The organism is Actinomycetota bacterium, assembly GCA_014360655.1.
GTDB lineage: Bacteria > Actinomycetota > Geothermincolia > Geothermincolales > RBG-13-55-18 > JACIXC01.
This window is the reverse complement of sequence record JACIXC010000003.1, coordinates 224367-250752: the sequence shown is the minus strand read 5'-3', so window position 1 is coordinate 250752 and position 26386 is coordinate 224367. Positions and strand designations below refer to the sequence as shown.

The following is a 26386-nucleotide window of genomic DNA, read 5'->3' as shown; positions in this document are numbered from 1 at the left end:
GCCCGGCCTCCTTACACGCAACCACCAAGGCCGGGAACGACCGGGTCGGTCGCAGCGAGCCTTTACTGAACCACCCACCAAGGCCGGGTCCGGGGGTCGGGCGAGGGACATCGCAAGCGGCCTCCATATTTCCACCCGACCAAGGCCGGGAACGACCGGGTCGGTCGCAGCGAGCCTGCGAGCGAGACCGTTACCCGGCGGCCCGGCCGCCGCATGAAGGAAAGGCCGCGCTCAGAAGGGGGGCTCCTCGCCCGTGAGCAGGCGGTGGATGGCGCGTGCGGAACGCTTCCCCGCCCCCATGGCCTCGATCACCGTGGCCGACCCGGTCACTATGTCGCCCCCGGCGAAGACGTTGGGGATGGAGGTGCGGCCCGTCTCGGGGTCGGCGTCGATGTACCCCCACTTGTTCAGCCTCAACTCGGGAAGGGTGGAGGGAAGCAGCGGGTTGGCGCGGGTGCCGATGGCCATTATCACCAGGTCCACCTCCATCTCGAACTCGGACCCCGGCACGGGAACGGGGCGTCGGCGCCCGCTCTCGTCAGGCTCGCCCAACTCCATCTCCAGGCATTCCATCCCCCGGACCCATCCCTTCTCGCCCAGGATGCGCTGGGGGAGGGTGAGGTACTTGAAGACAACCCCCTCCTCCTCGGCGTGGGCGATCTCCTCCGCCCGCGCGGGCATCTCGGCGCGGGAACGACGATAGACGATCGAGACCTCCTCCGCGCCCAGGCGCAGGGCGGTACGGGCGCTGTCCAGGGCCACGTTGCCGCCGCCGATCACCGCGACGCGCCTGCCCCGCTTGATGGGCGTGTCGTACTCTGGAAAGAGGTAGGCCTTCATGAGGTTGGAACGGGTGAGGTACTCGTTGGCGGAGTACACGCCGTTCAGGTTCTCCCCGGGGATGTTCATGAACATGGGCAGGCCTGCCCCGATGCCTATGAACGCTGCCTGATAGCCCGACGCCAGCAGCTCCTGGAGGGTGGTGCTGCACCCGATCACCCGGTCGAGGAGGATCTCCGCTCCCAGGCTGCGGATGTACTCCACCTCCCGTTCCACGATGGCCTTGGGGAGACGGAATTCCGGGATCCCGTAGGTGAGGACTCCCCCGGGAGAGTTAAGGGCCTCGAAGATGGTCACCTCGTGTCCCATGCGTGCCAGATCGCCGGCGCAGGTGAGCCCCGCGGGGCCGGACCCGATCACCGCGACGCGCTTCCCCGTAGGCCTTGGCCTGGGGGGTGGCGCGGCGTCCCCCTGGGCCGCCTCGTAATCGGCGGCGAAGCGTTCCAGGCGCCCGATGGCCACAGGCTCGCCCTTCTTGCCCAGGGCGCAGACGGCCTCGCACTGGGTCTCCTGGGGGCACACGCGCCCGCAGATGGCCGGAAGGTTGTTCTTTTCCTTCAGCTTTGCGGCCGCCGCGGCGAAATCCCCTTTCTCTATGGCGGCGATGAATGCGGGGATGTCGATCTCCACGGGACAGCCCGCCACGCAGGGCTTCTTGCGACATTGCAGGCACCGCGCCGCCTCGGCCCTTGCCTCCCTCTCCCCGTACCCGAGAGCGACTTCCGCGAAATTCTTGACCCTCTCCCGCGGATGCTGCTCCGGCATGGGGTTCCTGGGCAGATGCGCCCTTCCCTTCTTGTTACCATTATCTGCCAATATGCCACCTCCTGCCCCGGACAAGCCGACAAACGCCGCCGAGGCGGCGCATCGTCACGGCGGTATTCTAACAACCTCTCCCCTTTTTTTAAAGCTTCCTCCACAAGCACCCGCCCCGGGCACGGGGGCGCGACCGTCCGTGCCCAGGAACCATGCCGCGCCGCGGGGCATCATAAAGGGCAGGTCCGGGAGACGGGGAAGGGAGGACAGGATGGCCGGGATACGGGGATGGAAAGCGGCGGCGGCACTTGCCGTCCTTGCGCTGTGCCTGGGGGCGCTGCTCGCCGGGTGCGGCGAGGAGTCCGTGGAATCAGTGCGCGAGGAGGGTTCCGCATCTCCCGGCCGGGAAAAGGACGGGAGCGGCGAAGGTCTCTTCGACTCCTCCGACATGGGGACCCTGGAGACGAGGGAAGGGGTGGCGGAGGGACCCACATTGCAGGGCACTTCCGGCGGGTCATCCCTGCCGGAACTGCAGCTGAAGGTGATCAAGAACGCCCTGGTCAAGATGGAAACGGATCGGGGCGGCTACGTGCGCATCCGTGAGGATGCGGTGGCGCTGGCGAACGGGGCGGGGGGTTACGTGCAGGGCGAGAGCTCGGGCCGCGATGACGACGGCCTCACCCATGCCACCCTCACCCTCCGCATACCGGCAGCCGAGTTCGACGAGGTGATGAACGAGGTCTCGGCGCTGGGAGAGGTCACCTCCGCACAGGTCTCCACCAGCGACGTCAGCGCGGAGTACGTGGACCTTGAGAGCAGGCTGCGCCACCTGCAGGCCGAGGAGGCCTTCTATCTCTCGCTCATCGGGGAGGCCAAGTCGGTGCAGGAGATGATCTCCATCCGCGAGCACCTCTCATCCGTGCAACTGGAGAAGGAGCAGGTCCAGGGGAGGATGAACTTCCTGGACCGGCAGGTGGAATTCTCCACCCTGACCCTGTCCGTCGACGAGGTGGGCGAGGAGGAAGACGGCGGCTTCTGGGATTCCGTGGCGCGGGGATTCAGGGCCTTCGGCCGGGGTCTGCGCGCGCTGGCCCTGGGGTTCTTCTACGCGCTCCCCTACCTCTTCGCCATCCTCCTGGTGGCGGGACTCGCCTTCTACCTGGTGCGCCGCCTGCTGCGCCGCCCCGGCGGCCCCGGGGAAAGCGTTTAGGTGAAAGGGTCTGGGAGGGTTGGGGAGAATCCAGCGGGGAGCGGCGGAAGGCTTGGACCGCCGTGATGCCTCGGGCTAAGCCGGAACCCGCGTCTGGAGGGAGCCCCCGCGGGGAGCGGCGGAGGGCTTCAGCCGCCGCGGGGACGCAGCAGGACCTTGTGGTCCAGGAAGGTGATGGCGGCGATCTCCGCGTCGAGCACGCTCTCCTCGCCGATGATGCTGGAGAGATAGACCTTGCCGCCCTCTTCCCTGATGTTCACCACGTCCTCCATGACCAGCCTTTCCTGGTCGCCCTCGATCATGTAGGCATGGGATTCACACATCTCGTTCCCCTCCCGTGTTCTCGAAGCGGATGCTGCGCACCAGGTGGTTCCAGCTGCATCCCACGCATACCTCCACCACGTAGCAGGTGAAGTTGCGGTACTTCTCCCGCAGCCCGTTGAAGATGGCGCTGGTTGGGAAGACCCTCCCGTTATCGTAGTCGAGCTCCTCGCCGTAAACGAAATTCAAGAGGCGCAGGTTCTCCCTCCGGCAGACGGGGCAAACGGCGCGGGTGCTTTCCCCCACGTTCCTGGCGATGCGCCGTATCTCCGGATGGGCGTCGCAGACGTCGTAGACGGAGATGCGGCCGGTGCGGAAGTCGCGCAGGAGCGAACGCTTGCGCAGCGTGTAGTCCACGGTGGTCGCGACGCTTCTCATGTCCGCTTCCGGGTCCCCTCCTGACCTCGTCGGGTCACTTTTATCGGGTCGATCATACGGGTTAATTATACCCCACCGGCCCATGCCCGACCTGCGAAGCCCGTGCCGGGCCCCGGCCCCCTCTCCGCATCGCCCCGGCTGCCCGCGTCGACGACGCCCTGCACCGCGGTTCAACCGCGGCGTCACGTGCGCTGGTCCGCGCTCTCCATCCCCTTGAGGTGGCCGACGTCGTTCATGCGGCGCAGCACCCATCCCAGTTCCCCGTGCGCGATGACGTTGATGGCCCCGTTGGACTGGTCAACGTGCCAGAAGGCCGCGGTGGGGAGGTCGAGGACGATGCAGATGAGCAGGCGGTTGATGAGCTTGTGTCCCACCAGGAGGATCGTCCCGTCATGTTGTTCCGCCAGTCGATCCAGCCCGGCCTGCAGTCTCTCCCGTACCGCGCGCAGGGATTCGCCCTCCGGAAAGACCACCTCCTCCGGGTTGTCCACCCATATGGAAAATAATTCCGGCCAGGCCTCGCGCACCTCGTCCACGCTCTTCCCGCTCCAGAGCCCGTAGTCGACGTCGTTGAACTCCTCGAGCGGGCGCACCTCGCCGCCGTGCGGCTCCGCTATGGCCCGTGCCGTCTCCATGGAGCGCCTCAGGGGACTGGAATAGAAGGCCTCGAAGTCCGTCTCGCGCAGACAGGAAGCCGCCGCGCGCGCCTGCATCCTTCCGCGTTCGTTGAGGGGAAGGTCCACGCGTCCCCGGAAGACGTCCGCGCGGTTATATTCCGTCTCGCCGTGCCTGACCAGTATCAGCTGCAAGCCTCTCTCCCTTCCGCCCGCCCTGGTGCCCTCATGCGATGACAACCCCCTCAGGGGCTGCCCGGCGCTTCCCTTTCAAGGCATTTCACCCGCGCCCGCGTGCTCCAGGAACTCCCGTAACCTCCCAAAATATATAGCAGGCCGCGGCTGCGGGGCAACGATGCCGCTCACGCGAAGGACTCTCCCGCACGGATACGGGGCGGGGACCGGGGGTGCCGCCGTGACCATCACTGGTTGATGGCCCGGGCGGACTCCAGTGCCTCCATGTAACCGAGGGTGGTGTAGTAGATGGCCCGGTCGAAATAGAGGACCACCTGGTTGTTCAGCTCCAGTGCCTGGTAGAGCTCCAGGTTCGTCTGCGTGAGACCCTCCGAGAGCACCTCGAGCCACAGGTAGCGCTTGAGGAGGATTATGGCCATGATCACCTCTTCCAGGCGGAATCCCTCCTGGTAACGCCTCTGCCCGAGGTTCATGTAGAAATGCCTTATCTCCTCCTTCTGCGTCTCCGGGCTCAACCAGTACCCCAGGCGCTCGTAGACGGCCATCGCCCTTTCGAAGAGGAGCTCCTCTGGAAAGTGGTGGTAGGTGGGGGTGTACTTGGACTGCCTTACTTCCTTGAGCCAGAGCTTCGCCACCTTGTCCGCCCTGGTCTCGATCATCTTGATGAACCGCCTGGTCAGCACGTTTACCTCCAGAGTGAGAACGTCGCTCCCTGTTCCCTTTGGGGCGCAAGACAGAGATATTATACCTTTTTCAAAACCCTTTTCAAATTGAGCGAAACGGCCTCAGCCGGCGCACTCCGAGGGGTCGCCGCGCAGCTTGTCCAGCCCGTGGGGGAGGGCGGGCAGGATGACCTCCAGGTTCTCCCTCGCCCCGCGGGGACTCCCCGGCAGGTTGACTATGAGGGTCGCGCCTCGGATACCGCTCACGGCGCGCGAGAGCATGGCGTGGGGGGTCACCCGCAACGAGGCGGCCCGCATGGCCTCCGTGAAGCCCGGCGCCTCCCTCTCCAGCACGGCGCGCGTCGCCTCCGGCGTGACGTCGCGGGGACTGAGGCCCGTTCCCCCCGTGGTGAGCACCAGGTCCACCCGCAGGCGGTCACAGTAGTAACGGAGGCGCTCCTCTATCCTCACCGCCTCGTCGGGCACCACCTCGCGCCTCTCCACCGTCCAGCCCTGCGCGAGGACCAGCTCTTCCACGGCGCGCCCGGAGAGGTCCTCCCTCTCGCCCGTGGACCCCCTGTCGCTCACCGTGAGAACGGCCACGCGGAAGGCCGGCCGTTCCATCGCCGGGCCGCTCATGCCCTTTCCCCGCCTTTCCCCGCACGCCGCAGCGCGACCCGTAGGCAGCCGGGGCTCATTCCTCCACCACCTCGATCACGTCCCCCGGCCTGACGCGCCCCCCGCGCAGGACGCGGGCGAAGATGCCCTCCCGGGGCATGATACAGTCCCCGGCCGCGTAGTATATGGCGCAGCGGTCCACGCACTCCTTCCCTATCTGGGTCACCTCCAGCAGCGCCTCTTCACCCACCCGCAGGCGGGTGCCGACCTCCAGGCTCACGAGGTCCATGCCCCGTGTCAACAGGTTCTCCCCGAAGGCTCCCGGGCGCAGGTCCTCGAGGCCCCTGGCGCGCATCTTGTCCACGCTTTCCTGCGCCAGGAGACTGACCTGTCGGTGGGCGAAACCGGCATGCGCGTCGCCCTCGATGCCCAGGTCCTCCAGGAGCAGCACCTCGTCCACCTCGTCCTTCTGCACGTGCTTCTCGGCGCTCAGGCACACGGCGACGATCTCGCCTTCAGGCATCGTCGTCTCCTCTCACGAAGGTCCCGGACCTGCCCCCGGCCTTTCTCAGCAGCCGCAGGTCGCTCACGGTCATGGCGCGGTCCACCGCCTTGCACATGTCGTAGATGGCGAGGGCCGCCGCCGCCGCGCCCGTGAGGGCCTCCATCTCCACGCCGGTGCGGTCGCGGGTCTTCGCCCTGGCGAGCACGGCGATGGCCGGCGTCTCCTCCTCCACGCGGAAGTCGATCTCCACGGAGGTGACGGCCACGGGGTGGCACATGGGGATTATCTCGCTGGTCCTCTTGGCGGCCATGATGCCCGCCACGCGGGCCACCGCGAGCACGTCGCCCTTCTCCACCCCGCCCTCCAGGATGAGCCGCAGGGTGGACGCCTTCATGAGCACCCTCGCCCCGGCCTCGGCGGTGCGCGTGGTGACCCTCTTGCCGCTGACGTCCACCATCCTGGCCTTGCCCTTCTCGTCGAGATGGGTCAATCCTTCCTGCGCGGACTTTCCCCGACCCGTTTCGCGAGCCATCCCTCAGCCCCCTATCTGGTACATGGTCCTCCCGGCGAAGGAAGAGATGCCCCCGTGGTCGCTGGGTTTCTTTTCCAGGCAACGCCTGATGACGCGCAGGACCTCCTCGTCCGTGCACCCTCCCCGCAGGACCTCCCTCACGTCGGTCTCGTCCCGGGAGAAGAGGCAGGGCCTCATCTTACCGTCGGCGGTGAGACGCAGCCGGTTGCACTCGGGGCAGAAGTGCGAGCTGACGGGCGATATGAACCCGAACAGCCCCCTGGCGCCCGGGAGCCTGAAGTAGCGCGCCGGCCCCGCCCCCGGCGGCGGCGCGGCCTCCCGCAGGTCGCCGTAGGATTCCAGTCCCCGCCTGATCTCGCCTGCCGGCACGTAATGGGAGCCGTCCATCGTCCCGCAGGGGCTCATGTACTCGATGAAGCGCACGTGCACCGGCAGGCGGTGCACCAGGTCCACGAAGCCCTCCAGTTCGTCCACGAGGTGATCGAGCACCACCACGTTCACCTTCACCGGGCTGAGGCCCGCCTCCAGGGCGGCTTCCATGCCCGCCAGAGCCTCGTGCAGTTTTCCCACGCGCGTGATGCGGCGGTAGGTATCCGGCTGCAGCGAATCTATGCTGATATTGACCCTTTTCAGCCCCGCCCGCGCCAGCGCCTCGGCCTTCCCGGCAAGGAGGACGCCGTTGGTGGTGAGGGATATGTCCAGGCTCGGCAGGAGAGACGCGATCCCCTCGACGAGGTGCTCCACGTCCCTGCGCACCAGGGGCTCCCCTCCCGTCAGGCGCACCTTGCTTATCCCCGCCCTCACCGCCACGCGCAGGAAACGCAGTATCTCCTCGTAGGTGAGGATATCCTCGTGGGCCAGGTGCTCCACCCCCTCGGGGGGCATGCAGTAGATGCACCTGAGGTTGCAGCGGTCGGTCACCGCCAGGCGGAGGTAATCTATCGGCCTCGAAAAGCGGTCCACGAGAGAGCTCATCGAAAGTCCTTGCCTTTCCCCGCAACCTCTTGCGGCACGGAAACGTGCGTCCCGAAGCGCATGTTCACTCCTCCAGCGCCTCCCGGATATGGGAACGCATGGTGTCCGGCGGTTGCTGCCCGGTCAGCCTGGACACCTCCCGTCCTTCCGCATCCAGGAAGACGAAGGTGGGGGTGACCCGTATGCCGTACGAACCGGCCTCCTCCCTCGCCTCGTAGACGTTGTAGGAGAGGAAGCCGACCTCTTCCCCGTATTCCTCCTGCAGTTGAGCCAGCACGGGCTCCATGGCCTTGCACGGCGGTCAGCCGGGCTGCCAGAAGTTGAGCACCGCCGGCTTCCCCGTTTCCACCCGCTCCCTTGCGGCCTGCTTCCCGCAACCCGCCATGAACGCGAAGGCCGCGAGCGCCGCAAGGACCACGACGGCGTGGTAGGCCGCTTTTTCCGTGTGCCGCATGCGTGCTCCTCCGCTCCCGAATCGACGCGGAACCGTGATTATGCAGCGTAATTATAGCATAGCGCCGGAAAGCGGCCGGGCGGCGGCATCATGATGTCCGTGCGCCGCCACGTATCCCCTCCCCGTTACGGCGGCCACGGTACTGCGCCGCCGCGCGTCAGACGGCGAGCGCCCGCAGCAGGCCCGCCGCCTCCCGCGCCGCGCGGCGCAGCATGGAGGCCGCCCGCTCCATGCACACCTCGCGGCTGAGCGGGCCGGGGCATATGCCCAGGACCGCGCTCACTCCCAGGGCGTGCAGGGCCTCCGCACCCTCCGCCACCTCCCCGCCCAGGGCCAGCACGGGTATCCTCCTCTCGCGGGCTTTCCTCGCCACCCCGCAAACCGTCTTCCCGTGCGCCGTCTGGTCATCGAGCCTGCCCTCCCCCGTCACCACCAGGTCGCAGGAGCGCAACAGCCCTTCGAAACCCAGCGCTTCCATGACCACCTCGATACCGGGGCGCACGCGGGCTCCCAGGAAGGCCGCGAGCCCGAAACCCAGTCCCCCGGCGGCGCCGGCTCCCGGCATGTCCTCCAGCCCCGGGGCGACGCACGAGGAAGCTACCTCCACCAGGCGGGCCAGTCCTTTTTCCAGGACCTCCACGTCCTCCGGACCGGCGCCTTTCTGCGGTGCGTAGACGCGAGCAGCCCCCCGCGGGCCGAGGAGGGGGTTGTCCACGTCACTGGCGACGACGATCTCCGTCTCGCGCACGCGGGGGTCCATTGACGAGAGGTCTATACGCGCCAGTCCCAGCAGCCCCCTCCCTCCCGGCGGAAGTTCGCGCCCCTCGCCGTCCAGGAAGCGCGCCCCCAGCGCGGCCGCCATCCCCGCGCCGCCGTCGTTGGTCCCGCTGCCCCCGATGCCCACGATGATGCGCCGCAAACCCAGGTCGAGGGCGCCGCGTATGAGATCCCCCGTTCCCCTGGTGGTGGTCACCCCGGGGTCCCTGCTCCCGGGCGGCACGAGCTCCAGGCCGGAGGCTGCGGCCATCTCCACCACCGCCGTCCTTCCGTCGCCGGTGATGCCGAGGGGAGCCCGCAGTTTCTCGCCCAGGGGTCCCGTGGCCTCCACGACCACCACGCGGCCGCGCGTGGCCCTCACCAGCACCTCGAGGGTGCCCTCCCCACCGTCCGCCAGGGGGCAGGCGACCGTCTCCGCCTCCGGCCACCCGTCGCGGACCCCCCGCACGATGGCCTCGCATGCCTCGCCCGCAGTGAGAGAACCCTTGAACTTGTCGGGACACACCAGGATGCGCACGACGCCGCCTCCGCCTTCCTCCCCCATTTTCGCCCCGCCACGCCACGCCCCCGCGGCGGGACGACCGCGCGCCGGGCGCCTCCGCCGGGGCCGCGCCGGTGGGGACCGCATCTCCCGCGCGCGGCCAACGGGGACGCGTCACATGGAAAAGATCACCATATCTTACGGTGCGGGCGTCCTTCTTCCCGCGCCGCCCCCTCCTCTCACGGGAGGTTGCGGGCGACCTCTTCCTCCTCCAGGTACTGGTCGAGGCGGGAGAGGAGGAGGTTCCAGTCCACCTGGTGGCCGTCGAACTCGGGGCCGTCCACGCAGGCGAAACGGGTCTTCCCGTCCACCTCGCAGCGGCAGGTACCGCACATGCCCGTGCCGTCCAGCATGATGGAGTTCAGGCTGACCTTCGTGGGCACGCCGAACTCCCGCGTGACCGCGGAGGCGAACTTCATCATGATCGCCGGCCCGATGGCCATCACCAGGTCCGCCTCCTCTACCTTCAGCCTCTCCTCCAGCGCCCAGGTTACGCGCCCCTTGAGCCCCCGCGTTCCGTCGTCGGTGGTCACCACGAGCTCGTCCACCACCTCCGCCATCTCCTCCTCCAGGATGAGGAGGCCGGCGGTGCGGGCACCGATGATCCCCGTGACGCGGTTGCCCGCATCGCGCATCGCGCGGCAGATGGGGTAGATGGCGGCGATGCCCACGCCGCCCCCCACGCAGATGACGTGCCCGAAACGCTCCACCTCCGTGGGCCTACCCAGGGGGCCCACCAGGTCGAGGATTTCCTCGCCCGGCTCCATGCGGCTCAGTTTCCCGGTGGAACGGCCCACCACCTGGAAGACCAGGCGTATCCAGCCCTCCTCCGCCGACCAGTCGCACAGGGTGAGAGGGAAGCGCTCCCCCCGCTCGTCAAGGCGCAGGATGACGAACTGGCCCGCCCGTGCACGGCGGGCGATCTCCTCCGCCCGCACCCTCGTCGAGAAGATGTTCTCCGCGATGTTCTCCCTGTCCAGTATGGTGTAGCCCATTGCTCCGCTCCCGTCGTCCTTTCCCCGTTATCCCTTTCCTACAGCCTTTTCCCGGTTTCCCTTCCCGGTTCCCCTTCCCGCGCACGGGGCGCGCCGCCCCGCAGCCCGCGCCGCCCCGCGGGATCCCTATCCCCCCTCCGCCTCGATTCCCAGTTCCTGGAAAAGCCTCTCTTTGATGGCGCGTATCTCCTCCACGAAAGCGGGGTCGGCGTCGTAGGGGCTGGTACCCTCCAGGTCGGCGCGGCGCACGTTCTGGTTGTAGGAGATGGAGCCCAGGAAGGGCAGGCCGTCCAGGCGGCTTTTCACCAGCTCCTCCTCCTCGGGGCTCTGCACCTTGTTGAGGACCACGAAAACGCGCTGCACCCTGAGGTCCCCCGCCAGGCGCCGTATGGAATTGGCCGTCTGCAGGCTGCGCATGCCCGGCTCGATGACCACGATCATGGCGTCGACGGCCCCCGCCGTCCCCCGCCCCAGGTGCTCCAGCCCCGCCTCCATGTCCATGATCACCACGTCCTTGCGGGCCAGGAGAAGATGCTGCAGCAGGGCCTTGAGCATCACCGACTCCGGGCAGACGCAGCCGCCCCCGCCCTCCTTCACCGTCCCCATCACCAGCAGGCGCACGCCCTCGTGCACCTTGGAGAGGGCTTCCGGCAGGTCGTCCACCCTGGGGTTCATCTTAAAATAGGTGCCGAAGGTGCCCGGCTTGGAGCCGGTGCGCTCGGCGATGAGCTCCTTCATGTCGGCGATGGGGACCACTCCCTCCATCTCCTCCTCGCTTATCCCCAGGCTGGAGGCGAGGTTGGCGTCGGGGTCGGCGTCCACCGCCACCACGTTGTAACCTTCTGCGGCCAGCAGGCGCGCCAGCCCTCCCGCCAGGGTGGTCTTGCCCACGCCTCCCTTGCCGGTAACCGCTATCTTCAATCCCCTCACTCCTTAACGAAAGGCCCCGTGCGCGCCCGGATACCCCGGGACCCGAGCCGCCCCGCGCGGCTCTCCGCGCAGGGATCCACGCAAGGATTATACTATAACCCCGTCACCCCTCCCTGTCGGGCAGTTCATGCCCGGCCTTGCGCCCCGGGTGAAGCGGCACGATGCCCGGGCACCAGGTCTCCGCCCGACCTCCGCCTGGAAGGGATGGCCGTGTCCCCCGGATGTATGATCGCCTTCCATCCATATGGTAATAATTACCATATCCAGGCTGCGGGAGGTTTTCCTTTCCGCAGCCGGGCGGCTCGGACTTTTTCCAGGTCATAAAAACGAACAGGCAGGTGGATATTGTTTACCCGTAAGCGGGCCGCGTGCTAATATTTTCCCGTCGGTCCGTAGGCCATGACCCGATGCTTCAGGGGGTCACCCATGCCCAAGGAGGGGGAGGACAGGAGATACCTGGTCATCGTCAATCCCGTGTCCCGCGGCGGCAAGGCGCAGGAGGAAGGGATCTGGCTCATCAACCGCCTCAAGCGCGCCGGCGTGGATTACGAGGCGCTTTTCACCGAACGCGCCGGGCACGCGGAGGAGATGGTGGTGAAGTGGGCGGAGGACTTCGACGTGGTGGTGTCCGTATCGGGCGACGGCACCACCAACGAGATCATCAACGGCATCATGAAGGTCCCCCGCGCCGACCTCAGGCTGGCCATGTTCCCCGCCGGGACCGCGGACGATTTCGCATGCAACATGGGCTACGACCGCAAGGACAAGGAGCAGGCGCTGCGCGCCATCCTGGGAGACACCTGCCGCACCATAGACCTCATCCGTTACGATGACCGCTACGCCGCCGTCTCCTTCGGACTCGGCGTCGACTCCGAGATCGCCGACGGCGCGTACAAGTGGAAGCGTTTCCGTATCCCCGCCTATTTCTACAGCGGCCTGAAGAAATGCTTCTTCGAGGAACGCAAGCGCTACCACGTTCGCTTCGACTACGAGGACCAGACCTTCGACGACTGGGTGCTCATCGCCATCCTCTGCAACGCCCCCCTCTTCGGCAGGTACATCAAGATCCACCCCGAGGCGAAGATGAACGACGGCATCCTCGGGTTGACCATCGGGAGGGAGATGCCCAACGTTTACGGCCTTGTCCTCTTCGCCTTCGCCTGCATGGGCGGAAGGCACGGCTTCTCGCGCAAGGTCTCCTTCCACCAGGTGCGCCGCATGCGCGTGGAATGCAAGTCGGACACCTACGCCCAGATCGACGGCGAGGTCTACAGGTTCGACGCCGGGAGGGTGATAGACCTATCCGTTGTGCCCATGGCCCTGCGCGTGCTGGTGCCCCCCGCGTCCCTGCGCAACAGGAAGCTGCCCTTCGTCCCGCGGGAGGAACCGCCCGAACCGGTGCAGCTCCGCCTCATGCCGCGGCGGGAGGGCGTCGCCGAGGACCTGGAGTTGCTGTCCCGCAGGGTAAAGGAGAGGGTGGAACGGGCCATGGAGGCGACGAGGGGGCGCCGGGGCTTCACGCGCCGGGAGAGCACGCCGACGGGAAGGCAGCAGGCGTTCGACTTCGCGCGCGAGGAGAGGCTGGTGCGGCGGGCGGCCAGGTTCCTGAGGAAGGAGATGCGGCGCTGATGAGGACGCGCCGCGCGGAACGGCGGGAAAACGCCGGCGCAACGGGGGGCGGGACCGGCTTACGGGGGGAGATGCGGCGCGGGCGACGGCGCGTAAGCGGTGCCTGCGACGGGACACGAAGTAAACGCCGCAACCCCGGCCGGGGAACAAGGGTTCCATGATATTTATCAATATGAAAGCATACATGTTAACCCCGATTATCTTGACAGTCGAAAACATCTCTGATACTTTCAAGTCGATGGGTGGGGATCGGACGATGTGTAACAAGCAAAGCCCCATCCGGGGCTGATTATTTTTGAACATTGACATAGGCCCTACGCTATTAGCTGCCGGCCAACCCCATATGCCCTATAGCATGAGATGAAATCAGCACATTCCACCCCCTGAATAGCCCTATCCGCCGGTGGCTAATAGCTCCTTTTGGAGGCGCTGCGGCGCCTCCTTATTTTTTCCTCGTTTTCATCTCGGTCACGTGGCGAGGATGGAGCGAAGGGCGAGGACGAAACGGCGGGGAGATCGCCCGCCGGCTTCCGTTCCCGGCTGAAGCCCGCCGCTGTGGCCGCGCTCTTACCCCTTTTGTCCCAGTGCCCTCTCCACGAGCTCGGGGAGCATGAGGACCTCGCTTTCCCCTCCGGGAGGCAGCACCGTCAGCGCCTGGCCGTAGCAGCCGGTGCAGATGGTGACCAGGGTGCCCGTTCTCGCGTTTGCGGCGATGTGCGCCGACCCCTGCGGTGTATAACAGCACTGCGGCGCATCTATGCGGTTTACCTTCAGGCCCCTCAGGCGCGAGAAGACCTCGTCCGTGGAGGCGAGGTCCATGGGAACCGGCGAGAACCTGCGGTGCAGCCGGTAACAGCCGGCGTAATAGTCGATCTCCCAGTCCGTTTCCCCGTCGAAGTGCATCCCCTCCAGGGACTCGGCCAGGGCGCGCGGATAGAAGACGATATCCTCGCCGGGAAAGGCATGCCGGTAGATGGGGTAGCAGGGGGAGCAGAAAACGACCAGCCGCTTCGCCCCCAGCTCCCGGGCCCTTTCCACGTTGAGGGCCACGAACTCCCGTGAGAGTTCGCGGCATCTCGCCAGCGCCTCATCGTCCCTTGCCCTGATGGCGGGGCGGTATAGGTAGTTCCCGCAGCAGTACTCGCGCGACAGGAAGGTGTAGGAGATGCCGCCGCGCTCGAGCACGCGCGCCAGCGAAGAGAGCACGCCGGGGAGCAGGTGGATGATCTGGCACCCGGTGATGATGACGTTCTCCGCCTCGCGGTCATAGGCGAGCCCGTGCTTTTCCAGCACTTCGCCGCGGGGCGGCATTCCAGGCGTGGCATTGCCCGTTTCCCTTATGGTCTCGACCATCCTCTCGTCGATCAGAGCATCCATATCTCCTCTTGGGGCCAGGTTCTCGATCCCGCGTTTCTTCCATATTTTGGTTACCTACATGCCGTCGGACGCCGGCGGGCAACGCCGTGTTCTCCACATCCAATCTACCATCCGCGGAGGAAAAACCCAACGGGCCGCATCATCCCCACGCCGCCCGGCGGCCGGTCGATGCCGGCGCCAGCTCGCACCACCATCACGTGGCACGGGATGCGGGATCATCCGCCCCTCCCCTTTTTCAGGAGCGCCGGGGCAAAGGGACGGGGGAAGGCGAGTCCCGGCCTGCCGCAGGGAGGCGAGGCGGGCTCGGGGCAGGTGGCGTGGCAGTTGGCGGTGCAGCCCGGGACGGGCAAGAACTCGCGCCGCCCGGTGCGGCGTGAGAAGGGCATGGAGAAAGCCTCGCAGTGGGGGAGACCGGGCGTGTCCGCCTCGTGGGAGGCCAGCTCCTGGCAGACGGCATAGGTCATGCCCAGGCGCCGCGCGGCGTCGCGCATGGCGCGGTGGAACCCCAGGCGCAGGTCGTGGCGCAACATGTAACCCGCGGAGGTATAGGAGCGGTCGTAGGCGTACGACGCCAGCAGCATATCGCCGTATGCGGCCGTCCCTCTCCCCGTGCTCCCGAGCCTCATCCCCCTGAGCGTATCCGCCAGGGATTTCCGGGTGGAGGCGGTGAAGCGGCCGGTCGAGCTGACCGCGTGCCTCGCCCCCGCAGCGGCGCAATCCGACAGCACCTCCACCGCCTTCAGCCTCCATTCCTCTCCATAGAGAGCCTGCCAGAGGGGAGGGATGACCGGGTCCAGCCGCACCATGGCGGGTAGCCCCAGCGACGACGCCCAGCGCAGAGCGTCGAGCCTGCGCTCGTAGGAGGGGGCGCGCGGGGAGAGGACGGACAGCACCTCCGGGGGGCCCTCGACGGTCACAGCGAGGAAAAAGCGGCCCGGGCCGGGGAAGGAGGCGACCTCCTCGAGGAAGGAAGGGTCGCCCTTGGTGATGACGTGGAAGCTCACCCCCCAGCTCACCAGCACCTCCACCAGCTCCCTGACGACACGGCGCAGCTCCGGCAGGGCCTGGCAGGGGTCGGTGACGTTGGATATGGAAATCGGGGGGCAGAGCTCGAGCCTCTCGAGTTCGCCGTCCACCAGTACCGCCAGGTTACCGTAGACGGCGGGGCCGTCGCCGCGCGCACGGGAATAGACGGCGTCGCGCGCATAGCAGTATGCGCACGCGTGCGTGCAGTGCGGCCCACCCGGAGGGGTGACGTTCACGATCCACTTGTGGTAGCACTTGCGCCCATCCCCGCGGTAGGGGAAATCGTGCAGCGTCGGCGTGCGCCTCTCTATCACCCTCGCCTTCATGCCCACCTCTCTATCAACCTCGCCTTCATAACTCGATGATAGGTATATAGTGCGCCGGGCGGAATCCTCGTCGCGCAAAGGCTGGGCCGGGCTGCCGGTCAAGGCACGCTACGCGTCGCGGTCGTAATCGCGGTCGTGTAGAATATCCCTTTGTTTACCTGGAGGTTTACCTCGAGGCTACACCCGGCGGCGGTTGCTTTTAGGACGGGCGGAAAACTATAATGTTCGCGGAAATGTCACGCAACCGCGGAAGTAAAGCAGGGTCGCAGCCATGGACGAAGCAGAGCGCTTTCCCGCCCCTCGCCAGTCACCCGCCGGGACAGACGGGGTTTCGGTCCCCTTTACATACATCCCGGAATTCCGGAGAAACCGCATGGAAGAACGGCACGAGGAGATAGAGCGGCAATTTCTGTGAAGGAGGTTACGTTATGGCCAGGGAGTTGAAGGAAGTCTACCTCATAGACGCCTGCCGCACCGTCTTCGGCAAGTCGCGCCCGGACGGCATCTTCGCCAACACGCGGGCCGACGACATGGTGGTCAAGGTCATCCGCTCCCTCCTGGAGAGGAACCCCGAGGTACCCAGGGACAGGATCGACGACAACGTTTGGGCGGCCACCACGCAGTGGGGAGACCAGGGGTTGACCATCGGGAGGACCACGGCCATCCTGGCAGGGCTGCCGGTGACCACACCGGGTTGCGCCGTAGATCGCATGTGCGCCGGCGGCCTCACCGCAGCCTGCTTCGGGGCATCGGAGATCCAGGTGGGAGCCGCCGACCTGGTGATCGCGGGAGGCGTCGAGCACATGTTCCGCCATCCCATGGGAGAGGGTGCGGACCCCAACCCGCGTTTCCTGGCGGAGAAGATCGTGGACCAGAGCGCGCTGAACATGGGCATGACTGCCGAGAACCTGCACGACATGTACCCGGACATCACCAAGGAGATGTGCGACGAGTACTCCCTGCTCTGCCAGCAGAAGGCCAAGAAGGCCCTGGACGAGGGGAAACTCGGCAGGACCATCGTGCCCATGACCGTCTGGTCGGGCAACGGCTGGAGGGTGGCGGACAGGGACGAGCAGCCCCGCCCCGAGGCCACCATGGAGGGCATGAGGGATCTGCGCACCCCCTTCCGGGTGAAGGGAAGGGTGACCCCGGGCAACGCCTCCGGCCTCAACGACGGGGCCGCCGGCGTCCTGCTGGCCTCGGAGAAGGCGGTGAAGGAGTACGGGCTCAAGCCCAGGATGCGCCTGGTGCAGTACGCCTTCGCCGCGGTGAAGCCGGAGATCATGGGGCTGGGCCCCATACCGGCCACCAAAAAAGTCCTGGAGAGGGCGGGCATGGACTTCGACGACCTGGACATCATCGAGCTCAACGAGGCCTTCGCCGTGCAGTGCGTGGCCTTCATGAAGGAGTTCGGCATGAAGCTGCTGGACGATCCGCGCCTCAATCCCTGGGGAGGGGCCATCGCCTTCGGGCATCCCCTGGCCTCCTCCGGATGCCGGCTCATGGCTCACCTGGCCTACGAGTTCGAGGAGAACCCCAAGGCCAGGTACGGCCTCACCGCCCTCTGCGTGGGGCTGGGACAGGGCGGCGCCGTGATCTGGGAAAACGTGCAGGGCTGACAGGCGGAGGAAGGAAAGGAGGTTGTCATGCCCGAGGAACTGGTAACCCAGTTTAAGGATACGTACTACGACTCGCCGGCCGGCAAGATAGCCATCGTCACCATGGACAACGGCGAGGACTACCGCAAGCCCAACAGCTTCGGCTTGGGCGGCCTGGCCAGCCTCAACGAGTGCCTGGACCGCGTCGCGGCGGAGCCCGACGTCAAAGCCATGGTCCTCACGGGCAAGCCCTTCATCTTCGGCGCGGGAGCCGATCTCACCCAGGTGCCCCTCATCAAGACCAGGGAACAGGCGAGGGAGATAGCCCAGGCGGGCCACGCCGCCTTCAAGCGCATCATGGACCTGCCCTTCCCCACGGTCGCCGCCATCAACGGCGTCGCCCTGGGAGGGGGGCTCGAGATCGCCCTGGCGTGTGATTACCGCACCGTCTCTACCGGGGCCGCGGCCATCGGATTCCCGGAGTGCTTCCTGGGGCTCATCCCGGGATGGGGAGGGACCACCCTGCTGCCCAAGCTCATCGGTCCCGAGAAGGCGCTCCAGATCATCATCCACAACGCCCTCAACAACAACCGCATGATCGACGGCAAGAAAGCCTTTGAGCTGGGCATCGCCGACCGCCTCTTCGAGCCCGTGGATTTCCTGGACAAGAGCATCGCCTTCACGGTGGGCCTGCTGCAGGGCACGGAGAAGGTGGAGCGGCCCGAGCCCGACTGGTCCAACCTGGACGCCCTCTGCGAGCAGGCCAAGGCCTTCGCCGATTCCAAGGTGCACGGCAACTCCCGGGCGCCCTACATGGCCATCGAGAACATCCGCGCCGCCAGGGACAACACGGTGGAGGAGGGCTTCGCCCTTGAGGACGAGGCCCTGGCGGAGCTCATCCCCTCCCCGCAGATGCAGGCGGGCGCCTACGCCTTCGACCTCACGCAGCGCCGGGCCAAGAAGCCGGTGGGGGTGCCCGAGGGCCAGCCGCTGCCGGTGCGCAAGGTGGGCATCCTGGGCGCAGGGCTCATGGGCAGCCAGCTGGCGGTGCTCTTCCTGCGCCGCATGCAGGTGCCGGTGGTCATCAAGGACATCAAGCAGGAGTTCGTGGACAAGGGGATGAACTACATCCAGCAGGAGATAAACCGCCAGGCGGAGAAAGGGCGCATCGACAAGGACCGGGTGGCCTGGCTGCTCAGCCTGGTGGAGCCCACCCTGGACTACAAGGACATGGCCGACTGCGATTTCATCATCGAGGCCGTGCTGGAGGAGATGCCCATCAAGAAGCAGGTCTTCGGGGAGATCGAGGAGCACGTCGCGGAGACGGCCATCCTGGCCACCAACACCTCCTCCCTCTCGGTGACGGAGATGGCCTCCGATCTCAAGCATCCCGAGCGCGTGGTGGGCTTCCACTTCTTCAACCCGGTGGCCGCCATGCCCCTTTTGGAGATCATAAAGGCCGAGAAGACCAACGACCCCACCCTCATCACCGCGGTGGACACGGGGAGAAAGCTGGGCAAGCGCTGCGTGCTCTGCAACGACGCCCCCGCCTTCATCGTCAACCGCCTGCTCCTCCGCTCCATGGTGGAGACGCTGAAGCTGGTGGACGAGGGCAACGACTTCAAGGAAGTGGACCAGGCGCTGTGGGAGCTGGGCACCCCCATGTCCCCCTTCACCCTCCTGGCCCTGGTCGGGCCGGCCATCGCCCTGCACACCAACGAGACCCTGGCCGCCGCCTTCCCGGACCGCTACGCCGTCAGCGAGAACTTCAAGGAGCTGGTGGCGCGTAAGAAGCCCGGCATCTACGGGTTGGACGGCGAGGTGGACCCCGAGGTGCGCGAGTTCTGGAAGCAGGCCGACCCGCCCAAGAAGATCAGCCCCCAGGAGATGCGCGACCGCGTGAGCGAGGCGCTGGCCGACGAGTGCTGGCGCATGCTCGAGGACGGCGTGGTGGGCGCCCCGCAGGAGATCGACATCTGCATGATCTTCGGCGCCGGCTATCCCTTCTACATGGGCGGCCTCACCCGTTACCTGGACTACGCGGGATACTCCGAGAAAGTGCGGGGGAAGAAATTCCACCCCGACGCCTAGTCGACGCCCAGGTGTTCAGGCAAGACCACGGAAAAGGCGGCTCCCCCGCGGGAGCCGCCTTTTCGCGCTTTCGGCAGGGCGCCCTTCCCGGCCTTGTCCAGGGGGTCTTTTACGAGAAGGGCGGTTGTTTTAGGCTCAGGTCCGAGCCCCGTGCCTGGAACAGGGCATAACCGCCATCACATATACTGGATGGCCTTTTCGATCGATTCCTTCTCCCCGGTAAACTTGTCGATCCAGGTCTGGATATCCTCATGGCCGTCGAGACCATACTTTTTCGCGTAGTCCCGGAGCATCTCGCACGAGGAGATGATGGCGCTTATGCCTTCGAGATAGAGGTTCATGGCTTCCATCGTGGACCCTAACAACTCCGACCGCTCCTCCACGCTCTGTCTGGGGGCTTTTTCCAGCTCCGACGCGAAGACGGAGTTGCCCTCGTCCATGATCTCTATTCCCGAGCGGAGGGTATCCGCTATCTCCCCGGCCTCGCCGTCGGGTTTTTGCAGTACCCGTAGATCATCAAGCGACCGAGTGTCCTTCTCGTTGCTCGCGATGAAGGATTGCGCCGCGGCGGCCGCGCTCGCCAGGTCGGTGAAGCCGGATTCGTAGTAGGCCGTCAACGCCGCCTGCCCCTGTGCGGCGATCTCCGGCTGCGACTGGTTCTCCTCGATGATGGCGATCACACCGTCCACGAAATCTTGTTTCGCCTGGTCCTTGCCGCATCCCTGCAATCCCAGCGTGGCCGCGACCGAGGACAGGGCGAGTGCCCCCAGGAGCACTGGGACGAGCCATCTCTTGCCTGTCATACCCACGGTTACCACCCCCATGTCTCGATGTTCCATCGCCGCCTTGTTATCGCAGCCATAAACACCTCCTCCAATAAGTGCGCGGCATATCCCCGAAACTTTGGCCGTTTCGGGATTTTTCAATTCAATGCTTTCATCGAGTACCTGCGGCACTTCCTTTAGCGCTGCGGGAAAGGATGTTCGAGAGGCGGTGCGAACCCGAGCGCGGCGGCATGCGGTGTCGGCACGATGCGCTTCTCCGGCAGCGCGCACGGTTCACGCACGGCGAACGTGCGGTAGAATATCTCCGGTGGGATCCAGGAAAGGACCAGGTTTGCTTCCCGACGGAATCTTTCTGCACAGGGACGAGGAGACGGTCTGGCCGGCCTCGGCCAACGTGCTCATGATCCGGGACCAAGACGGCGCGGTCCTGGTGGACGTGGGCTGCGGGCGCGAGGAGGTCTACCTCGGCCTCAAGGATTTCCTCGCCTCCCACGGCCTGGGGATCGGCGACGTGCACACCGTGGTGCTCACCCACGCCCACCCGGACCACATGGGCGCCATGCGCTTTCTCCTGGAGGAGATATCGCCGCGTGTGTTCCTGCATCCCGTGGAGGTTCCGCTGGCCGCCGATCCCTCGCGGCTCAACCACACCTTCGACATGGACCTGCCCTTCCGCTACGGCATGGCGGACATCCCCCGGGAGCGGGCGGACATCATCGAGTACTTCCGCCACCTCTGCCCCATGGCCAGCGCCGAGGCCACCGACGTGCTTTTGCCCGGGGAAGAAATAGAGCTGGGTAAATTTACCTTTCTAGTGATCAACACCCCGGGGCATGCCAACGGCCTCGTCTCCCTCTTCGAGCCGGGGAGCGGCATGCTCTTCACCGCCGATGCCGTGGGGGATGTGACGGCATGGTACTCCCCGTCCTCGGGGGGCCTCACGGGATTCCTGGATGGGCTGGATAGACTTTCCAGATTGCCGGCCACCCTCCTCGTGCCCTCCCACGGAAGAATAAGCGAGCGACCCGGCGAGGAGATCGCCAGGACCAGGGCCTACCTTCTGCGCCGCGAGGAAAGGGTGCTGCGGGAGCTCGCGACGGGTCCGCTCACCTTCCCGGAGCTCGTGCGGCGCGCCTTTAAGAATCCCCTGATCCACCTCTTCCCCGGACCCCAGATACTCCAGTGCCACCTGGACAAGCTGCAGGCGGAGGGCCGCGTGCGCCTGCACGGCCGGGAGAAGGATTTCCTGGTGGAGCTCGTTCCTTGAGCGTGAGAGCCACTCCCCGGGCCGGAAGAAGGAACTATAACAACCCGACCGAGGCTGGGAACGACCGGGTCGGTCGCAGCGAGCCTGCGAGCGAGACCGTTACCCGGCGGCCCGGCCGCCGCAAGAAGGACGTATTCCCACCCAACCAGCCCGGGGAACTACAGGGTCGGTCGCAGCGAGGTCGCCTTACCCAGGGTTTCGGATTTATGAGAAAGGTACGCGGCGCCGAGCGAGACCGTTACCCTGAGGCCCCGGGCCGGAAGAAGGAACTATAACAACCCGACCGAGGCCGGGAACGACCGGGTCGGTCGCAGCGAGCCTGCGAGCGAGACCGTTACCCGGCGGCCCGGCCGCCGCAAGAAGGACGTATTCCCACCCAACCAGCCCGGGGAACTACAGGGTCGGTCGCAGCGAGGTCGCCTTACCCAGGGTTTCGGATTTATGAGAAAGGTACGCGGCGCCGAGCGAGACCGTTACCCTGAGGCCCCGGGCCGGAAGAAGGAACTATAACAACCCGACCGAGGCCGGGAACGACCGGGTCGGTCGCAGCGAGCCTGCGAGCGAGACCGTTACCCGGCGGCCCGGCCGCCGCAAGAAGGACGGCCATGAACGAGGCTCGAACCCTTCCACGTCCGAGTTGTCGCGATGGAAAGGATGTTCCGCGAAGCAAGGAGTATAATATGGGAGAGCAATTCTTGCACTTTTCGTTCCTGCTTTTCACGTCGCCGAACGTAGAGGGTTTCATGCGTCTTGTCCCGGAAGGCCTTGCGGGAGCCGGACAAGAAAGGACGTCAAGGGGTTGATGGAGATGAAGACCTGTCCACAGTGCGGGAACGAAAACCGCCCGGAGTCGCGCTTCTGCGCGAGATGCGGCGCCGTCCTGGAGGCGCAGGCGCCGCCGCCGCAACCGACGGCTCCCGCCGCTGCGCCGCCCACGGCGCCGCCCCCGGCGCAACCACTCCCAGCGGCAGCGCCCTATCCGCAGGCCACGGCCACTCCTCCCGCAACGCCTCCCTATTCACAGGCCGTGGCCGCTCCGGCCGCGGCGGCGAGGCCTCCCGTGGCCCCGCCGATGGCGAGAGCGGCAGGGAAGACCAGGGGTGCGGCCTTCTGGATCGGGGCCGTGATCATCCTGGTCGCCGGCGTCCTCATCCTGATAAGCACCTTTATGAGCTGGGGCACCGGTCCGCGCGGCTATCTTTCCCTCTCCGGGTGGGACTGGTTCGACATCGGAAGGTCCGGTGGGGGGACATCGGGGGATATCGTCAACCCCTTCTTCGTCTACTCCGAGGGTTATCCCGTCTTCACCGGCCTCTGTTCCCTCATCGCTGGGGGGTTGCTGGCCTTTCTCGGGCTGCTCACGCTACTGGCCAGGAGCAAGGCGCTGGGGGGCGTCGCCCTGCTCTTCGCCATCTTCGCCCTGGGCATGGCGGTCACCAACCTCACCACCATCCTGCGCACCGAGGGCATCACCCTGGGAGTCGGCATGTACCTCTTCCTGGTCTTCTCTTTCATGGGCCTGGTGGGGGGAGGGATGTCGCTCTCCGGCTGACCTCCCGTCAACCGGCCCACACCGGGACGTAAGAGGCGGAAGGGACGGCGGGAAGAGCGTCCCTGCATCGCGATGGCCGTTCACGCGTCGACAGATTCAGGATGCACGCAGCGACCCGTGCCGCAGCTTCTGTCGGTCCGGGAACGCGGGCCATGCTTTCTCGCTTCGCCCGGGCAGTGGGTTACCGCTATTCATGGCGGCACCTTCCAGGCAGCTCGCCATATCGCTCCGGCTCACTTCAAGGACATGCGGCGCGAGGCACAGAGGGGGAACGGCAACGTAGGGTGACGGCGCGGCGATGATGGGCGTCTGTGATGGCGGCACGTCGCGTGAGCACGTGCCTCCTTGCCGGGATCTACCTGCCCCTCATCATCTTCCTATTGTAATGTAAAGGGAACCGTCCTAAAATATTTACCGCTTGGGAAAGAAGCATGGGCGGCGAGAAGCCGCCGCGTGAAGAGCGGTTTCGACGTAGCATAGATTGTGGCCACGAAGGCTACGGCCTTCGTGGCCTTGTTTTTACCGGGTCACAGCCGCCCGAAGGGGGCGGCCTTGGGTGGAGGAGACGAGGGAGCGCGGACCATGATGACGGCGGTAAGCGACTTCTTCAACCAGAGGGCGGATACCTGGGACGACGAGAACGCCGTGGAGAGGAAGGCGGTGAGCGAACGCATCATCCGCGGCCTCGGGATCAGGCCGGGAAGCAGGGTGCTGGACGCGGGATGCGGCACCGGCCTCATCATACCCTGGTTGCTGGAGGCGGTTGGGGAGGCCGGGCACGTCACCGCCCTGGACATCGCGGAGCGCATGTTGGCCCTGGCGCGCGAGAAACACGCGGGCCCCAACCTGGAGTTCATACACGCCGACCTCGCGGACACCCCGTTCCTCGACTGTTCCTTCGACGAGGTGGTGTGCCACAACTGTTTTCCGCACGTGGCCGACAAGCGGGGTGCCGCCCAGGAGATGTTCCGCATCCTCAGGCCGGGGGGAAGGGCGACGGTATGCCACAACGAGAGCCGGGAGGAGGTCAATGCCCTGCACCGCTTCATCGGGGGCGAGGTGGGCCTGGACATGCTTCCCGGCATGGACGAGATGGAGGAGATGTTCTCTTGCGCCGGGTTCGTGGAGGTCCGCGTGCACGACGGCGAGGACATGTTCGTTCTGGTGGCGCGCAAACCCGGACCGAAAGGGCTTGACGGGGCCGGGGATAAGGCTTGAGGCCTTTACCGCGCCTCAGGGAAGCCGTTGCGCGGAGGTCCGCGGTCGGACCCCGAACGGGAGGAAAGGAAAGCGTACCGGTAACGGAGGTGAAACGAATGCCTAAGGTCTTGGTTTGTGGCCGCGGTGGAAGCGGTAAGAGCACCCTGGTGGCCCTCCTCGCGAGGGAGCTGGGCGAACGGGGGAAGGTGCTGGTGGTGGACGCGGACGAGTCCAACCTCGGCCTGGCCGGGATGCTGGGGGTGGAGCCGCCGGCGAACACCGTCATGGGCTACCTGGGCGGCAAGCGGGCGGTGGGCGAGAAGCTCATGGCCCGCCTGAGGGGGGAGGGTGACGAGGAACTGCGGCTCTTCGAGGAGAGCCTGGACCCGGCGGGCCTGCCCGCGGACGTCGCCGGCGGTAACGGCGTTCTGTCCATGGTGAGGATCGGTAAGATCGAGCACAGCATGGAGGGCTGCGCCTGTCCCATGGGCGTTGTGGCGCGCTCGTTCCTGAAGAGCATAGCCGCCGGGGACGGGGAATGGGTGCTGGTGGACACCGAGGCGGGCATCGAGCACTTCGGACGCGGCGTCCTGGAGGGAGCGGATTACGTCCTGGCGGTGGTCGATCCCTCGCGGGAGGCGGTTTCCCTCGCGGAGAAGGCATGCCGCCTCGCGGAGGAGGCAGGGAAACCGTGCGGGGTGGTACTCAGCAAGGTGGATGAAAGGGTAAGGCAGGTTCTGGTGGATAAGCTGGCCCAGGCGGGGCTGGCCGCCATCGCCGAGGTCCCCTATTCGGAGACAGTGGCGCGGGCGAACCTCGAGGGCGGACCCGTGGCGGATGAAAGGCTGGGCGAAGCCGTGCGCGGCGTCCTGGCGGCGGTGGAAGCCGGCCTCAGGCCCTGAACGCCGGGGGGAGCGGCGCGCGTGCGGGGGATGGAAACGGCGCCCGAGGCGTGGCCCACGCTTGCCGGCCCGCGAGGGCATGCCGCGCAAAACCCCCGTGTGGGCAGGTAAACGCGGCGCCCGTGGCGGAAAAACGCAAGCAAGGCAATGGAAGATGACGCGAAAGGAGAGGGCGGCATGAAGGGAGAGGCAAGGAAGTTGCTGAGAGGCACCATCACCCTGATCCTGCTTTCGGCGGTCCTTCTGGCGGCGCTGTCGCTCGCCGGCTGCGGCGGCAAGGGCGGGGGCGAGGCCTCCGGGCCGGGGAGCAGGATCATCACCGACCTCGCGGGGCGCGAGGTGGAGGTCACCGTGCCCGCGGAGAGGGTCACGGCCATCGGGCCCGGCGCTCTGCGGCTGGTCTGCTACGCGGGTGGCGCGGACAAGGTGGTGGGGATCGAGAACGTGGAGAAACAGTGGTCCACGGGGAGGCCGTACATCATGGCCCACCCCGAGCTGCTCAACCTGCCGGTGATCGGGCAGGGAGGCCCCGACTCCACCCCCGATCCGGAGATGCTGCTCAGCGTGGACCCGGACGTGATCTTCGTGGCCTACCTGGTGGATGCGGCCAAGGCCGACGAGCTGCAGTCGAAGACGGGCATCCCCGTGGTGGTGCTGAGCTACGGCCAGCTCGGCACCTTCGACCGGGAGATATACGATTCCATCTCCCTCATCGGGGAGATCATCGGCGAAGAAGAGAGGGCGGAGGAGGTCATCGCCTACATCAAGGGATGCCGGGACGACCTCGCAGGGCGCACCGCGGATATCCCGGCTGGCGAGAAGCCGAGGGTCTACGTGGGGGCCATAGGCATGAAGGGCACCCACGGCATCGAGAGCACCCAGGGCAACTTCCCGCCCCTGGCCTCCATCGGAGCCGTCAACGTGGTGGACGAGACGGGCAGCAAGGGAAGCGTGATGATCGACAAGGAAAAGCTCATAGCCTGGAACCCCGACATCATCTTCATAGACGAGTCGGGGCTGCAGATGGTGAGGGACGACTACGCGGGCAACCCGGGATTCTACAACTCCCTAAAGGCGGTGAAGGAAGGGAAGGTCTATGGTTACCTGCCCTATAACTACTACACCACCAACATCGACACCGCCATCGCCGACGCCTATTTCATGGGCAAGGCCGTGTTCCCGGAGGCCTTCGAGGATGTCGACCCGGAGGCGAAGGCCGACGAGATCTACGGGTTCCTGCTGGGCGAGGCCCTGTACCGGCGCATGGCGGCCGACTTCGGAGGCTTCAAGAAGATCGACCTGGGTTCGCTGTAGGCACGGGGTCGCGGGC

26 protein-coding genes are annotated in these 26386 nt (G+C 66.3%); 9 read left to right on the top strand and 17 right to left on the bottom strand.

Translation table 11 applies throughout. The features are described from left to right. Window positions 1–231: 231 nt before the first annotated feature. Entirely contained in the window at window positions 232–1605 is a 1374-nt protein-coding gene (gene gltA / locus H5T73_04030; GenBank protein ID MBC7246935.1) for an NADPH-dependent glutamate synthase, read from the bottom strand. Window positions 1606–1867: 262 nt separating this feature from the next. Between gltA and H5T73_04025 the strand changes: the two genes are divergently transcribed. Next, window positions 1868–2806 carry a DUF4349 domain-containing protein gene (locus H5T73_04025; protein ID MBC7246934.1) on the top strand — a complete coding sequence of 313 codons (939 nt, stop codon included), beginning with the start codon at window positions 1868–1870 and terminating at the stop codon, window positions 2804–2806. A gap of 128 nt (window positions 2807–2934) precedes the next feature. On the opposite strand, the gene H5T73_04020 is transcribed toward H5T73_04025, so the two are convergent. The 13 genes from H5T73_04020 to H5T73_03960 form a co-directional block, all read right to left on the bottom strand. After that, window positions 2935–3129, bottom strand: a complete 195-nt coding sequence (locus tag H5T73_04020; GenBank protein MBC7246933.1) for a CooT family nickel-binding protein — start codon at window positions 3127–3129, stop codon at window positions 2935–2937. Beyond that, window positions 3122–3505, bottom strand: a complete 384-nt coding sequence (locus H5T73_04015) for a DUF5318 family protein (GenBank protein MBC7246932.1) — start codon at window positions 3503–3505, stop codon at window positions 3122–3124. The genes H5T73_04020 and H5T73_04015 overlap by 8 nt, the downstream gene beginning before the upstream one ends. A 182-nt stretch (window positions 3506–3687) precedes the next feature. Continuing rightward, window positions 3688–4314, bottom strand: coding sequence for a histidine phosphatase family protein (locus H5T73_04010; GenBank protein MBC7246931.1), 627 nt, complete (start codon window positions 4312–4314; stop codon window positions 3688–3690). Between the two features lie 227 nt (window positions 4315–4541). Next, window positions 4542–4973 (bottom strand): RsbRD N-terminal domain-containing protein, encoded by a 432-nt coding sequence (locus H5T73_04005; protein ID MBC7246930.1) that lies wholly within the window; start codon window positions 4971–4973, stop codon window positions 4542–4544. A gap of 126 nt (window positions 4974–5099) precedes the next feature. Continuing rightward, a complete protein-coding gene (locus H5T73_04000) occupies window positions 5100–5600 on the bottom strand; it encodes a MogA/MoaB family molybdenum cofactor biosynthesis protein (GenBank protein MBC7246929.1) in 501 nt (166 codons plus the stop codon). Between the two features lie 70 nt (window positions 5601–5670). After that, window positions 5671–6117, bottom strand: a complete 447-nt coding sequence (locus H5T73_03995; GenBank protein MBC7246928.1) for an MOSC domain-containing protein — start codon at window positions 6115–6117, stop codon at window positions 5671–5673. After that, window positions 6110–6631, bottom strand: a complete 522-nt coding sequence (gene moaC, locus H5T73_03990; GenBank protein MBC7246927.1) for a cyclic pyranopterin monophosphate synthase MoaC — start codon at window positions 6629–6631, stop codon at window positions 6110–6112. Before moaC ends, H5T73_03995 begins: the two co-directional genes overlap by 8 nt. 3 nt (window positions 6632–6634) lie before the next feature. Further along, a complete protein-coding gene (gene moaA, locus H5T73_03985) occupies window positions 6635–7606 on the bottom strand; it encodes a GTP 3',8-cyclase MoaA (protein ID MBC7246926.1) in 972 nt (323 codons plus the stop codon). A gap of 64 nt (window positions 7607–7670) precedes the next feature. Then, the gene (locus H5T73_03980) at window positions 7671–7892 is read right to left on the bottom strand and encodes a thioredoxin family protein (protein ID MBC7246925.1); all 222 of its coding nucleotides are present in this window, start codon (window positions 7890–7892) and stop codon (window positions 7671–7673) included. Between the two features lie 15 nt (window positions 7893–7907). Then, the gene (locus H5T73_03975) at window positions 7908–8060 is read right to left on the bottom strand and encodes a hypothetical protein (GenBank protein ID MBC7246924.1); all 153 of its coding nucleotides are present in this window, start codon (window positions 8058–8060) and stop codon (window positions 7908–7910) included. 157 nt (window positions 8061–8217) lie between these two features. Further along, the gene (locus H5T73_03970; protein MBC7246923.1) at window positions 8218–9381 is read right to left on the bottom strand and encodes a glycerate kinase; all 1164 of its coding nucleotides are present in this window, start codon (window positions 9379–9381) and stop codon (window positions 8218–8220) included. 176 nt (window positions 9382–9557) lie between these two features. Further along, window positions 9558–10373, bottom strand: coding sequence for a sulfide/dihydroorotate dehydrogenase-like FAD/NAD-binding protein (locus tag H5T73_03965; protein MBC7246922.1), 816 nt, complete (start codon window positions 10371–10373; stop codon window positions 9558–9560). A gap of 126 nt (window positions 10374–10499) precedes the next feature. After that, window positions 10500–11294 carry an AAA family ATPase gene (locus H5T73_03960; protein ID MBC7246921.1) on the bottom strand — a complete coding sequence of 265 codons (795 nt, stop codon included), beginning with the start codon at window positions 11292–11294 and terminating at the stop codon, window positions 10500–10502. 435 nt (window positions 11295–11729) lie between these two features. Between H5T73_03960 and H5T73_03955 the strand changes: the two genes are divergently transcribed. Further along, complete coding sequence (locus tag H5T73_03955; GenBank protein MBC7246920.1) at window positions 11730–12932, top strand: diacylglycerol kinase family lipid kinase; 1203 nt, start codon at window positions 11730–11732, stop codon at window positions 12930–12932. Window positions 12933–13499: 567 nt separating this feature from the next. Here H5T73_03955 and H5T73_03950 read toward each other — a convergent pair. Next, entirely contained in the window at window positions 13500–14309 is an 810-nt protein-coding gene (locus tag H5T73_03950; GenBank protein MBC7246919.1) for a hypothetical protein, read from the bottom strand. A 215-nt stretch (window positions 14310–14524) separates the two neighbouring features. Further along, entirely contained in the window at window positions 14525–15661 is a 1137-nt protein-coding gene (locus H5T73_03945; protein ID MBC7246918.1) for a radical SAM protein, read from the bottom strand. A gap of 428 nt (window positions 15662–16089) precedes the next feature. Between H5T73_03945 and H5T73_03940 the strand changes: the two genes are divergently transcribed. Further along, window positions 16090–17280: a thiolase family protein gene (locus H5T73_03940; GenBank protein MBC7246917.1), complete on the top strand. Its 1191-nt coding sequence runs from the start codon at window positions 16090–16092 to the stop codon at window positions 17278–17280. Window positions 17281–17307: 27 nt separating this feature from the next. Further along, on the top strand, window positions 17308–19350 hold the full coding sequence (locus tag H5T73_03935; protein MBC7246916.1) for an enoyl-CoA hydratase/isomerase family protein: 2043 nt from the start codon (window positions 17308–17310) through the stop codon (window positions 19348–19350). Between the two features lie 176 nt (window positions 19351–19526). Here H5T73_03935 and H5T73_03930 read toward each other — a convergent pair whose 3' ends face one another. After that, a complete protein-coding gene (locus tag H5T73_03930) occupies window positions 19527–20159 on the bottom strand; it encodes a hypothetical protein (GenBank protein MBC7246915.1) in 633 nt (210 codons plus the stop codon). A 307-nt stretch (window positions 20160–20466) separates the two neighbouring features. Here H5T73_03930 and H5T73_03925 point away from each other — a divergent pair, with 307 nt between their 5' ends. The 5 genes from H5T73_03925 to H5T73_03905 all read left to right on the top strand — a co-directional run bounded on the left by H5T73_03925 (window position 20467) and on the right by H5T73_03905 (window position 26370). Beyond that, window positions 20467–21402, top strand: coding sequence for an MBL fold metallo-hydrolase (locus H5T73_03925; protein ID MBC7246914.1), 936 nt, complete (start codon window positions 20467–20469; stop codon window positions 21400–21402). 799 nt (window positions 21403–22201) lie between these two features. Beyond that, window positions 22202–22954 (top strand): zinc ribbon domain-containing protein, encoded by a 753-nt coding sequence (locus H5T73_03920; protein MBC7246913.1) that lies wholly within the window; start codon window positions 22202–22204, stop codon window positions 22952–22954. A gap of 582 nt (window positions 22955–23536) precedes the next feature. Further along, the gene (locus H5T73_03915) at window positions 23537–24172 is read left to right on the top strand and encodes a methyltransferase domain-containing protein (GenBank protein MBC7246912.1); all 636 of its coding nucleotides are present in this window, start codon (window positions 23537–23539) and stop codon (window positions 24170–24172) included. 98 nt (window positions 24173–24270) lie between these two features. Further along, complete coding sequence (locus H5T73_03910; GenBank protein ID MBC7246911.1) at window positions 24271–25056, top strand: nitrogenase reductase; 786 nt, start codon at window positions 24271–24273, stop codon at window positions 25054–25056. Window positions 25057–25233: 177 nt separating this feature from the next. Then, a complete protein-coding gene (locus H5T73_03905; protein MBC7246910.1) occupies window positions 25234–26370 on the top strand; it encodes an iron ABC transporter substrate-binding protein in 1137 nt (378 codons plus the stop codon). The last annotated feature ends 16 nt before the right edge of the window (window positions 26371–26386 follow it).

What these genes read in the sequence shown, in the direction of transcription:
- gltA (MBC7246935.1), bottom strand. Translation starts at nt 1,605, where the DNA reads ATGCCGGAGCAGCATCCGCGGGAGAGGGTCAAGAATTTCGCGGAAGTC.
- H5T73_04025 (MBC7246934.1), top strand. Translation starts at nt 1,868, where the DNA reads ATGGCCGGGATACGGGGATGGAAAGCGGCGGCGGCACTTGCCGTCCTT.
- H5T73_04020 (MBC7246933.1), bottom strand. Translation starts at nt 3,129, where the DNA reads ATGTGTGAATCCCATGCCTACATGATCGAGGGCGACCAGGAAAGGCTG.
- H5T73_04015 (MBC7246932.1), bottom strand. Translation starts at nt 3,505, where the DNA reads ATGAGAAGCGTCGCGACCACCGTGGACTACACGCTGCGCAAGCGTTCG.
- H5T73_04005 (MBC7246930.1), bottom strand. Translation starts at nt 4,973, where the DNA reads ATGATCGAGACCAGGGCGGACAAGGTGGCGAAGCTCTGGCTCAAGGAA.
- H5T73_04000 (MBC7246929.1), bottom strand. Translation starts at nt 5,600, where the DNA reads ATGGAACGGCCGGCCTTCCGCGTGGCCGTTCTCACGGTGAGCGACAGG.
- H5T73_03995 (MBC7246928.1), bottom strand. Translation starts at nt 6,117, where the DNA reads ATGCCTGAAGGCGAGATCGTCGCCGTGTGCCTGAGCGCCGAGAAGCAC.
- moaC (MBC7246927.1), bottom strand. Translation starts at nt 6,631, where the DNA reads ATGGCTCGCGAAACGGGTCGGGGAAAGTCCGCGCAGGAAGGATTGACC.
- moaA (MBC7246926.1), bottom strand. Translation starts at nt 7,606, where the DNA reads ATGAGCTCTCTCGTGGACCGCTTTTCGAGGCCGATAGATTACCTCCGC.
- H5T73_03980 (MBC7246925.1), bottom strand. Translation starts at nt 7,892, where the DNA reads ATGGAGCCCGTGCTGGCTCAACTGCAGGAGGAATACGGGGAAGAGGTC.
- H5T73_03975 (MBC7246924.1), bottom strand. Translation starts at nt 8,060, where the DNA reads ATGCGGCACACGGAAAAAGCGGCCTACCACGCCGTCGTGGTCCTTGCG.
- H5T73_03970 (MBC7246923.1), bottom strand. Translation starts at nt 9,381, where the DNA reads ATGGGGGAGGAAGGCGGAGGCGGCGTCGTGCGCATCCTGGTGTGTCCC.
- H5T73_03965 (MBC7246922.1), bottom strand. Translation starts at nt 10,373, where the DNA reads ATGGGCTACACCATACTGGACAGGGAGAACATCGCGGAGAACATCTTC.
- H5T73_03955 (MBC7246920.1), top strand. Translation starts at nt 11,730, where the DNA reads ATGCCCAAGGAGGGGGAGGACAGGAGATACCTGGTCATCGTCAATCCC.
- H5T73_03950 (MBC7246919.1), bottom strand. Translation starts at nt 14,309, where the DNA reads ATGGATGCTCTGATCGACGAGAGGATGGTCGAGACCATAAGGGAAACG.
- H5T73_03945 (MBC7246918.1), bottom strand. Translation starts at nt 15,661, where the DNA reads ATGAAGGCGAGGGTGATAGAGAGGCGCACGCCGACGCTGCACGATTTC.
- H5T73_03940 (MBC7246917.1), top strand. Translation starts at nt 16,090, where the DNA reads ATGGCCAGGGAGTTGAAGGAAGTCTACCTCATAGACGCCTGCCGCACC.
- H5T73_03935 (MBC7246916.1), top strand. Translation starts at nt 17,308, where the DNA reads ATGCCCGAGGAACTGGTAACCCAGTTTAAGGATACGTACTACGACTCG.
- H5T73_03915 (MBC7246912.1), top strand. Translation starts at nt 23,537, where the DNA reads ATGATGACGGCGGTAAGCGACTTCTTCAACCAGAGGGCGGATACCTGG.
- H5T73_03910 (MBC7246911.1), top strand. Translation starts at nt 24,271, where the DNA reads ATGCCTAAGGTCTTGGTTTGTGGCCGCGGTGGAAGCGGTAAGAGCACC.
- H5T73_03905 (MBC7246910.1), top strand. Translation starts at nt 25,234, where the DNA reads ATGAAGGGAGAGGCAAGGAAGTTGCTGAGAGGCACCATCACCCTGATC.